The sequence below is a fragment of the Streptomyces sp. SID11385 genome, assembly GCF_010548245.1.
Classification (GTDB): domain Bacteria; phylum Actinomycetota; class Actinomycetes; order Streptomycetales; family Streptomycetaceae; genus Streptomyces.
The window spans coordinates 1-9717 of sequence record NZ_JAAGLR010001120.1 but is presented as its reverse complement, the minus strand read 5'-3'; the positions used below and the strand labels follow the sequence as shown (position 1 = coordinate 9717).

5 protein-coding genes are annotated in these 9717 nt (G+C 65.9%); 2 read left to right on the top strand and 3 right to left on the bottom strand.

Annotation, left to right across the window (positions count from 1 at the left end):
* Window positions 1-46: 46 nt before the first annotated feature.
* Together G3I42_RS33910 and G3I42_RS33905 are read left to right on the top strand one after the other, a co-directional pair.
* Window positions 47-1135, top strand: coding sequence for an IS630 family transposase (locus tag G3I42_RS33910; protein ID WP_164291490.1), 1089 nt, complete (start codon window positions 47-49; stop codon window positions 1133-1135).
* A gap of 70 nt (window positions 1136-1205) precedes the next feature.
* Complete coding sequence (locus G3I42_RS33905) at window positions 1206-1394, top strand: transposase (RefSeq protein ID WP_164291489.1); 189 nt, start codon at window positions 1206-1208, stop codon at window positions 1392-1394.
* A 585-nt stretch (window positions 1395-1979) separates the two neighbouring features.
* Here the strand turns inward: G3I42_RS33905 and G3I42_RS33900 are convergent.
* From G3I42_RS33900 to G3I42_RS33885, 3 genes are all read right to left on the bottom strand, one after another.
* Window positions 1980-2357, bottom strand: coding sequence for a transposase (locus tag G3I42_RS33900; protein ID WP_239096863.1), 378 nt, complete (start codon window positions 2355-2357; stop codon window positions 1980-1982).
* 178 nt (window positions 2358-2535) lie between these two features.
* Entirely contained in the window at window positions 2536-2874 is a 339-nt protein-coding gene (locus G3I42_RS33895) for an ISAs1 family transposase (protein ID WP_239096864.1), read from the bottom strand.
* Window positions 2875-3798: 924 nt separating this feature from the next.
* A complete protein-coding gene (locus tag G3I42_RS33885; RefSeq protein WP_239096862.1) occupies window positions 3799-9645 on the bottom strand; it encodes an RHS repeat-associated core domain-containing protein in 5847 nt (1948 codons plus the stop codon).
* Window positions 9646-9717 lie beyond the last annotated feature (72 nt).

The following is a 9717-nucleotide window of genomic DNA, read 5'->3' as shown; positions in this document are numbered from 1 at the left end:
CTAGTGTCCTGAGTCGGTAGTTCGCTTGCGGTTATAGGGTGGGGCGATGCCTGGTCCGAAGCCGTTGCCGCTGGAGTTGTCCGATCGCGAACGCCGGGTGTTGCGGGGCTGGTTGCGCAAGCAGACCGCTTCGCAGGCGCTCGTGCTGCGGTCGAGGATCGTGCTGGCGTGTGCGGAAGGTCTGCCGAACGCGCGTGTCGCGGACGACGTGGGTGTCTCGCGGGAGACGGTGCGCAAGTGGCGGTCCCGGTTCGCCGCGGACCGGCTGGAGGGCCTGGTGGACCGGCCACGCTCGGGGGCGCCGCGGAGGATCACGGACGAGCAGGTCGAAGCCTTGGTCGCCAGGACGCTTGGCCAGGCGCCGCCGACCGGTGATTCGCACTGGTCGACGCGTTCGATGGCCGAGGCGGAGGGCATGTCGCAGTCGGCCGTCTCGCGGATCTGGCGGGCGTTCGGTCTCAAGCCCCACATCGTGGAAACCTGGAAGCTGTCGACCGACCCGCAGTTCGTGACCAAAGTCCGCGACGTGGTGGGTATCTACCTGTCCCCGCCGGAGAACGCCCTGGTCCTGGCGGTGGACGAGAAGTCGCAGATACAGGCACTGGACCGAACCCAACCGGTGCTGCCGATGGCGCCGACCACGCCGGCGAAGATGACGCACGACTACGTTCGGCACGGCACAACCAGCCTCTTCGCCGCCCTGGACATCGCCTCAGGCTCGGTCATCGCCCAGCACTACCGCCGACACCGCCACCAGGAGTTCCTCCGCTTCCTGAAGGTCATCGACGCGGCTGTCCCCCAGCACCTCGAACTCCACCTGGTCCTGGACAACTACGCCACCCACAAGACCGAGCCGGTCAAGAAGTGGCTGCTGCGTCACCCCCGCTTCCACCTGCACTTCACCCCCACCTCGGCGTCGTGGCTCAACCTCGTCGAGCGCTGGTTCGCCGAGCTGACCTCCCGCAAACTCCGCCGCTCGGCCCACCGCAGCGTCGTCGAACTCGAAAGGGACATCCGCAGCTGGATCAACGAGTGGAACAAGAACCCCAAGCCGTTCATCTGGACGAAGACCGCCGACGACATCCTCGACACCCTCGCCGCATACTGCACACGAATTAACGACTCAGGACACTAGGACCGACCGTGTGGGTTACCGAGCTCGTGAACCTTCCCCTTGAACTCCTCGGTGTACCGCTTCGTAATACTTGCTTCCCACCTGGTGCTACTTCCTCTGGAACCTCAAAATCCCAGTCTCCAGGTATCCACGATCAAACAAGCGGGACGCGATCGCGCTCGTGAATTCCTCGGGCAAGACGGTCACGGCCGTCGCCCGGGAACTTGGCATCAGCTCCGAGTCCCTGCGGGGCTGGTTCCGCAAGGCCAAGGCCGACTAGGGCGTGGGTGCTCCGGACGAGCTGTCTGGCGCGGAGCGCGAGGAACTGCGGCGGCTGCGCAAGGTGAACCGTGAACAGCAGCAGACGATCGAGACCCTGAAAAGAGCGACGGCCTTCGTGTGTCCTGAACGGATGGTGACTGCCGGATAGGTCGGTAGGCATCAGATGGTGTTGCACAGATGATGAGGGTTTTGGCCCCCAGTCGCTCTGCGGAGAGAGGATCCGACCGCCTTCCGCCGCGTTGGCTGAAGACCGCCGTGGTGAGCGTGGGAGGAAAAGGCGCCCTGTGAGGCGTCAGGTGGGGATCGGGAAGGCGAGCGCAAGCGAACCACTGCTGATGCGTCGAAATGCTTAGATGACATCGAAACCGGGGCTTGAAGGCGCTCTGGGATGAGACTGACAGGCGATCCGCTTACTGGCCAGGTGGTGTCCGGCGTGAAGGTGGTGCGAGTCCGATCTGCGGGATCTGTGCGGAACAGGAGAAAGCGCGCGTGACTTATTGCCAGGCGCGCTGGCGGACGAGTTCATAGTAGTGAGGAAGTCCCTGTACTAGGGGCGGGGTCAGGGCTCCGGCAAAATCGTTGATCATGCTGTCAGGAGCACGTTGATGGGGCGGTCGGTGTCTCGGGCGTGGTGGCGTAGGGCGGCGGCGATGTTGTGGTGTCCGGCCAGGCGGAGCAGGGAGATCACGGTGTTGCGCAGGGCGGCCATGATGCGGGGTGCGTTGCCGGTGCCGATCTGGGAGCGGTCTTCGCCGAAGGTGACGTCGCGGACCCGGTGCAGGCTGTTCTCGATCTGCCAGTGTGACTGCACCCAAGCGGTTAGGACGGCGGGCGGCGCGGTCCGGGCGTCAGCGCTGGTGATCAGGTAGACGATTTCGACGGGCCGTTTGCTCTTCCTGGTGACGGTGCGCCGGAGTTGGGCGACTTGTGTGGCGGCCGTGAAGTCGACCCAGGTCGGCATGTCGACCACTTTGATCGTGCGAGTGGTACGGCGCCCGTGTCCTGTGTCCGTCCCTGGTGATGGCGGGTACCGAGGCCCGGGGGAGGGCCTTGAGCTGTGCGTACAGCAAGTTCTGATCGCCCTTCACGGTCAGGACATAGTCACCGCCGGCCCCGGCCACCAGATCCGCCGTGTCGTGCTAGATGTGCAACGCGTCCATCGTGACGACCGTGCCCTCCAGGTCGAGGAGCCGCAGTAGTTCCCGGGCGGCGGGGATCTCGTTGCTCTTCTCACTCACCGCGACCTGGCCCAGCACCGCCCGGGACCCGTGGGCGAGGGCCGCGAGCAGGTGCGGTGCCGGTGAACCGCCGCCGCGTGCACCCCGGACGGTCTTGCCGTCGATGACGATCACCCTGCGGCCTACGACGAGTACGGTCCTGGCCAGGGCCGATGCGCCCAGCACCACGTCGAGCCGGTCCGCATCAAGGCGGGCGAACAGGCGCCGCAACGTGGATTCGTCCACGCCACCGCGGTCCAGCCCCAGCCGTTGAAGCGCGACGGCTCCCGCGTCCCGGGCCCATTCTCCGATCGCGGTGAATCACCGGGCTCCGGTTACCACCGCGCACACCGCGACCATGATCAGAGCGGCGACCGGGTGACGGACCCCGCGCCGCCGGCGCGGATCAGGTATCCCGGCGAGCAACTGGACCAGGAGCTCATCCTCCGGGACGGGCGTGCGAACAGGCGCGGGAATGAGGGACGATGACATCGCGCGGGCGTGATCCCCTGGTCGGGTGTGAAGGCGTAGGAACCTCCATCCAACCGGACCGGAACATGCCCGCGCACCTCTTCCCCTGCAAAACCCCACGCCACAGGGCTGTAGGACGACTTTGCCGGAGCCCTGCGCACGCGTCGGGGCGGTTATCCATACGCTGCTGATTTGTGCTACCCAGAATGAAAGAGGTTCACCGGAGATGCAAATGGCCAACTATCGGATCCCCGAACGGTATACCTCAATCGATTGGGCGTCGACACTGTTCACGAGTAGCCTGATGTTCTCCTTTGATGATGCTGGGGACGTAAAAGTGACGACACAGTTCCCTTGCCGCCAACTTCTCTCCACGGACATGCCGTAATCGTCTGGTATGACGACCGAGAAGCCGCCACGGCCATGGAAGGTCAGAGAATTCTCGCCACCCAGCAAATGGCCAAATTTACTCCCCCCCCGACCAGGCGACGCGGAACCATAAAAGCGGCAAGGGATATCGAATCTGCCAGTGGTGTCGAGTGTCATCGATCGCTTTCCTGCCTGCCTTGAGAAGTATCGAACCGCGAGACGGCCGACGACCCCGGCGCAAAGCAGCAAGATCAATGTCTCTACTATTTCCCACATGCTCGCGTAGCCTTTCTGTGAAAATCGCTGGTGGCGTCGTCGTTCGACGACGCCACCAGCAGGGTTTTACTACCAAAGACCCTTGACATAGTCAGTGAGTCTAGAGGCCATTCCCCTGAAATCATTCTTTTCGAGCCCCGCGAAGAGCGGCTGCGATCCCGCTCGACCGGTTATACTCGATGGCACCCTGCTGGTGTTTACCCCAGCAAACATAGCGCCTGCCTGTCCGCGCCCAAACGTCGCCCCGAAGAACATCCCCTTAGCCTCCGCTTTTGCAGTACTCACGAAGTAGTGCGTGGGGTCCCGATTCTCTTCCGGCGTACCTACGGCCATATGCGCTGCGACTCCTCCCACGAGAAGAGCTGATGCCCCGACAATGAAGAGACCGCCCCCACAGACCACCGAAGCGATACACACTGCAGTGCCGGTGGTCGCGAGGATGCCAACACCTATGTCAACTCCAAGGTGTGGTGCCACATCTTTGGTGTTCTCCCAAGCGTCTTTCCAGTTCCCCTTCATGATGCTGCCAAATATTCCGTTTCTCTTGCGGCGTTCCGTATCCCTTCTCTTCTCTGCGCGCTTCTTAGCCTGGGCCTTTGCCTCTGCTGCCTTCTTGGCATCGTAGTGGAAGACCTTGTAGGTGCTGGGGCTGGCCTTGTAGGCGGCGTATGCCTTCTGGGATGCCTTGTCCTTCTTGGGGGTTTGGACCCAGACGTATTTGCCGCTCTTCTTGGTGTAGCCCGCCTTCAAGCCTCGCTCCTTAGCCCAGAAGGTGTCCTCGACCGGGCTGTTTGTGGGGCCGGGCGGCTTGAGGCCGTCGGGGTCGGATTGGGTGATGGGGTTGTTGTGGGCGTAGGAGTAGGCGTTCATCTGGGCCGGGTCGGTTTCGTCGATGATGGGGTCGACGGAGAGGAAGCGGCCGAGGGTGGGGTCGTATTCGCGGGCGCCGAGGTGGACGAGTCCGGTGGGGTCGTCGGTGCCGCCGACGAAGCCTCGGGTGCCGGGGATGGTTTCGGAGTCCTCGGAGCGGGTCTGGCCGAAGGGGAGTTGTTTGCGGCGGGTGATGAGGAGGGTTCCGGCGGTGACGGCGGTCAGCGCGGTGCCCTGGTGGTCGTTGATGAGGTAGCTGAAGCCCTTGCCGGTCCGCACGGCGATGGTTTCGCCGTCGTGGGTGTAGTAGCGGGTGGCGTCCTTGGTGCCGGTGGCGGTGATGGTGAGTTCGTTGCCACCGGGCAGGCTCAGGGTGGTGCTGCCGTCCGCCTGGTGCGTGAGGAGGCGTGAGCCGTCGGCGTCGTAGATGTAGTCGGTGCTCTTGCCGTTCTCGGTCAAGGACTTCAGGTGCTGTTCGTCGTCCCAGACGAGGGACTGTGAGCGGGTGCCGAGGTTGCGGGTGGTGGTGTTGCCCGCGTCGTCGTAGCCGAAGGTGTCCTTGCGGCCGTCGTCCGTGCCGCCCTTGACGGTGGCGGTCTGGACGGCGTGCGGCAGGGCCTTGCCCGGCTCGGGCTGGGTGTAGGTGGTGGTGGCTCCACTCTGGTGGTCGACCTGCTCGGTGCGGTTGCCCACCGCGTCGTACGTGAAGGACTGCCAGTACGGGGAAGGGCCGCCGACCGTGGTCGACGACGGCTTGGCAGTGCAGTCCTTTGTGGCGGTCCACGCCTCGGTGAGTTGGCCGAGGGCGTCCTGGGTGTAGCACTGCGTGTCGACCGTGCGAGCGGTGTCCTGCCCGGACGCGGTCGTCAGCGAGGTGATGTTCCCCGCGTCGTCGTACGTCCAGGTGGAATCGTCCACGCGCTGCGGGGCGAGGTCGCGGTCGGTGATCTGACGGGTGAGGCGCCCGGTCTGCTCGTCATAGACCCGGGTGCGGTACAGCTTCTTGCCCAGTGGCCCGAATTCGATCCGGGTCGGGCGGGCCCATGCGTCGCGGGTGGTGTCGTTGACCAGAACGAGGGAACCCGCCGTCGTCTTGAAGGGCAGGTTGCCCTCCCCGTAGACGCTGGTGACACGTTCACTGGGCAGGTTGCCGACGGCGGGCTGCTTCACCCATTCCTGCTGTCCGGTGTACTTGTTGTACCCGAACGTCCAGTCGTAGGTGCCCGCGACCGCTCCCGCCGCGGCGGGGATGGTGACGGTGCTGGCGGTGGGCTGGTAGTCGTCGTTGTACGCGGTCGTCGCGCTCGTGTACTCCTGGCCGTCCACCCAGCGGGTGCTGGAGGTGGGCTGGCCCTTGGCGACTGTGTCCCACACGCGGCTGGTCAGGGTCGTGGAGCCCTTCTTGACCGATGTCTCGCGGCCGAGGGCGTCGTAGCTGGTGGTCAGTGTGACGCCGCGGGCGTCGGTGACCGTCGTGGCGCGGCCGAGCTTGTCGTAGCCGGTCGTCGTCGTGCCCTTGTCGGGGTCGTCGGTGCGGATCTCCTGGCCGCGTGCGTCGAAGGTGTGCGTCCAGGTGTTGCCCGCGGGGTCGGTGACCTTGAGCGGCTCGTCCCACTTGCCGTACGTGTACGAGGTCTTCTGCGAGGCCGTGCGGGCCGCGTTCGTGTACTCGTACAGTTCGCTCGTCCGGCCGCGCGCGTCGGTGACCGTCGTGGTCGCCTTGCCGCCCGACGGCGGGATGACCGTTGTGCGGTCGCCGGCGTACTCGGTGCGGGTGCGCCAGGTTTCGTCGCCGTACTTGCGGGAGATGGAGTCGGTGACGCGGTTCTGACCGTCGTACAGGTTCTCCGTCATGGACGGGACCTTGTTGTCCGACGTGGTGGTCAGCGTGGCCGAGGGGGCACCGTCCGCGTAGTAGGAGTCGTAGGTCTTGTACGCGTTGCCGCGGGTGTCGTAGAGCGTCTCGGTGATCAGTCGGTTCTTCGTCCCGTACGCGGGAACTTGGGTCTCGCGGCTGCGGAGCAGACCGTCGAGGATCTCGTAGGTGGTGACATAGGAGCCGTCGTACTGGAGCGACTTGGTCGCGACCGTGTTCGCGGCCGTGGCGGAGACGGTGTACGTGAATTCCTGGGCGGGCTGTGTGGCGTGGGCGCTCTTGGGCCAGGCCGGGGTCCAGGTGCGCAGGGTGCGGCCGAGGCCGTCGTACTCGGCGTCCGCGCGCTTGCCGTTGGGGTCCACAATGCCGGTGGCCAGGCCCCTGGTGGGGTCGTACTCGGTCGTGGTGGCGTGGCCGAGCGCGTTCGTCTCGACGACCTCGGTCGGCGCGGCGAGTGTCGCCGGGGTGTAGGCGGTTTTGCTGGTCTTGCCGTCCGCGTCGGTCTCGGTCAGCTCACGGCCGTGCTGGTCGTAGGTGTGCGTCGCTGTGGTGAGGTAGCCGGTGCCCTTGTCGTCCTGCTCGTCCAGGCGCGTCACGTCACCCTTGGTGGGGGCGGTGTCGAGGCTGGTGGCGCCGTCGTAGTAGTGCCGTTCGACGGATATGAGGTCCTCGGGCAGGGACGTGGACTCGCCGCATGCCGTCGCAGTGGTCTTGATCTCCTTGACGAGGGTCAGGATGTTCTTGTCCGTGTTCTTGGCGTACGAGGTCGTGGTGCACTCCTCGTCGCCGCTCTTGGCGGTGTCGCCGAGCTCCGACTCGGTCAGCGGCTGGCCGTTGTCGTCGAAGGTCCGCTCGGTGCGCGTCGTGCGCCACTTGTCCTCGCCCAGCGAGGTGCGGGAGATCTCGGTGGCGCCGCCGGTCGCGTAGGCGTACTGCGTGGGCAGCCCGTCACGCTTGTGGGTGGCGGTGGCTGCCGAGTGCCACGGGGTGTAGCTCGTGGTGGATTCGAGGGTGCCGCCGTCCTGGCTGTAGGTGGCTTCCTCACGGGTCATGCCGGCGAAGGCCGGGTGGTCGGTGACCGAGGTTCCTTCGTGGTCGGTGACCTTGGCGTCCTTGATGCCGCGGAAGTAGCGGTACTCGGTCAGGGTCTGCTTGCCCTCGGCCGGAGCACCGGTACGGACCTGGACGCGGCCGTAGCCCTTGCGGTCGCCGTAGGTGAGCTCCTTGGCCTTCGTGAACTCGTCGGCCTCCTCCTTCGCCCACGCGAGCCCGTCGAGGTAGCTGTAGTCCGTCTCCTTGACCGGAGCGCCACCGGTGTTGTCGCTCTCCAGGACCTGGGTGACGACGTAGGAGTGGAACCAGTCCAGGTACGGCTCGTACTCCGCTCCCGGGGAATCGGGCGGCGACCAGATGACCGGGTAGCAACGCCGGGTGTTCGACTCCGGCTTCGGCATGTCACCCGGCTTGCAGTCGGGGGCCGAGTACGTGACACCGAGCGTCGAACCCGACTCCGTGTTCACCGCGTAGACGCGGTAGCGCACCAGCGGCGGTACGGGGTCGGGGCGGCCGCCGGTCGTGGCTCCCTCGACGCGGTTGGCGAGCTGCTGCCCCTTGAACGTCACCTTCGGCAGAGTAACGTCACCCGTGCCGGTGTGGCCCGTGCGCTGGATGGAGGCAAGCCAGAGCGCGGGGGACGAACCGTCCCCCGTCGAGGGGAACTGGTGGGCCAGCGCCCAGGAGTCGACCGGCTTGTAGGCGTCGCCTACGAGGACAGAGGTATCGATCTTCGTGAGCCGCTTGCGGGTCCAGAACGACGGCGAGTACCGGTCCTTGCACTCCTCACCGCTCTTGCAGTACCGGTCGAACGGGACGTCCGGCCAGTTCTTCGCATGCGCCGAATCGAACGTGCCGCAGTCGCTCAGGCACCGCTCCGACGTCGTGAACGCGACCTTCGCCGCGGCCTTCTTGCTGTAGACCGTGTCGGAGCGCAGTCCGTAGTCGACGTGGTCGAGCCACCCGCCCCGGTCGTACGTGGTCGCCGTCGAGGCACCCGTGTCCGGGTTGACGTTGCGGCCGTAGAAGTTGGTCTCCTTCTGCCAGTAGTAGGCCATCGCGTCGTCGTGCGGGTCCACGACATAGTCCAGGTTCCACCGCCACGCCTGCTGGCACCACGAGTCCTTGTACGCGTCCGCGTGGCAGGGCTCGCCCTTCTGGTTGCCGAACACCGGCGTGTTCCACGTCGAGTTCGTCTCGGGCTTGCCGGTGCTCCAGCCGGGCAGGCGGTTGTAGCCGAAGTAGTAGCGCGTACCGTCCGGCGTGGTCACCCGCCAGTACTCGCCGTCGTTGTCGCCGTTGCCCCGGTCCGTGCTGCTGAGCTTGGCGACCTTCGTGCCGTCGTCGCTCTCCAGGTGCCACTCACCGCTCGTCTCGTCCTTGACGAGCACGTTCGACTGGCCGCCCAGGTTCAGGACCGCGTTGTCCGACTTCCAGCACTGGTCACCGCTCTTGTCGGTGCCGTTGCCGTCCTCCACATCGTCCGAGCAGGACGTATACCGGCGCTCGATGTAGCCCGGCTCCATCGACCAGCCGTCACCGATCCAGTTCGCCTGGTTGTTCGTCGCCGCCGTACGGCCGTCCACCGACTGCGAGTTGTAGCCCAGGGACAGTTCCGGCTCGACACCGCCCGGAACCTCCGGGGTGTCAATGTCGTACGACCACGAGAAACCACCGTTGGAACCGCCGGCCGACCAGTTCGACGAAGGCGCCAGCGACGTGGCCCCGAAGTCACCGGAAGCACCCGACGCAGACGCCGTGGCGGCCAGCAGGACCGTACCGCTCGTGGCCGAAAGACCCGTAGCCGAGCGCGCCGTGGACGGCGCGGCTTCGACCGGATCGGACTGCGCGTGCACAGCGGCTTTGCCCAAGGCGACGACGCCGGAGACAGTGCCGGCGGCAGTGTCGTTCACCACCGAGTCGAGTGTTTCCCCCGTGCCGCACTGGGCGGAACCCGGTGCGTCGAGCACGCAGTCGGGCAGCTGCTTCAGCGTCAGACGCGAGGCCCAGTCGGCTCCGTACGCTCCACGAATCGCGCTGTAGTCCACCTGCACGTTGGCCTTGCCCGCCGCGCCCGAGGTCGGCCGCACGGCGAGGACCATCCCCTCGATGCCCATGCGACGCGACGTCTCGCGGTCCAGGAGCTGGACATCAGCCTTGCTCGGCCCCGCCTTCGCCGTGGCGCGTTG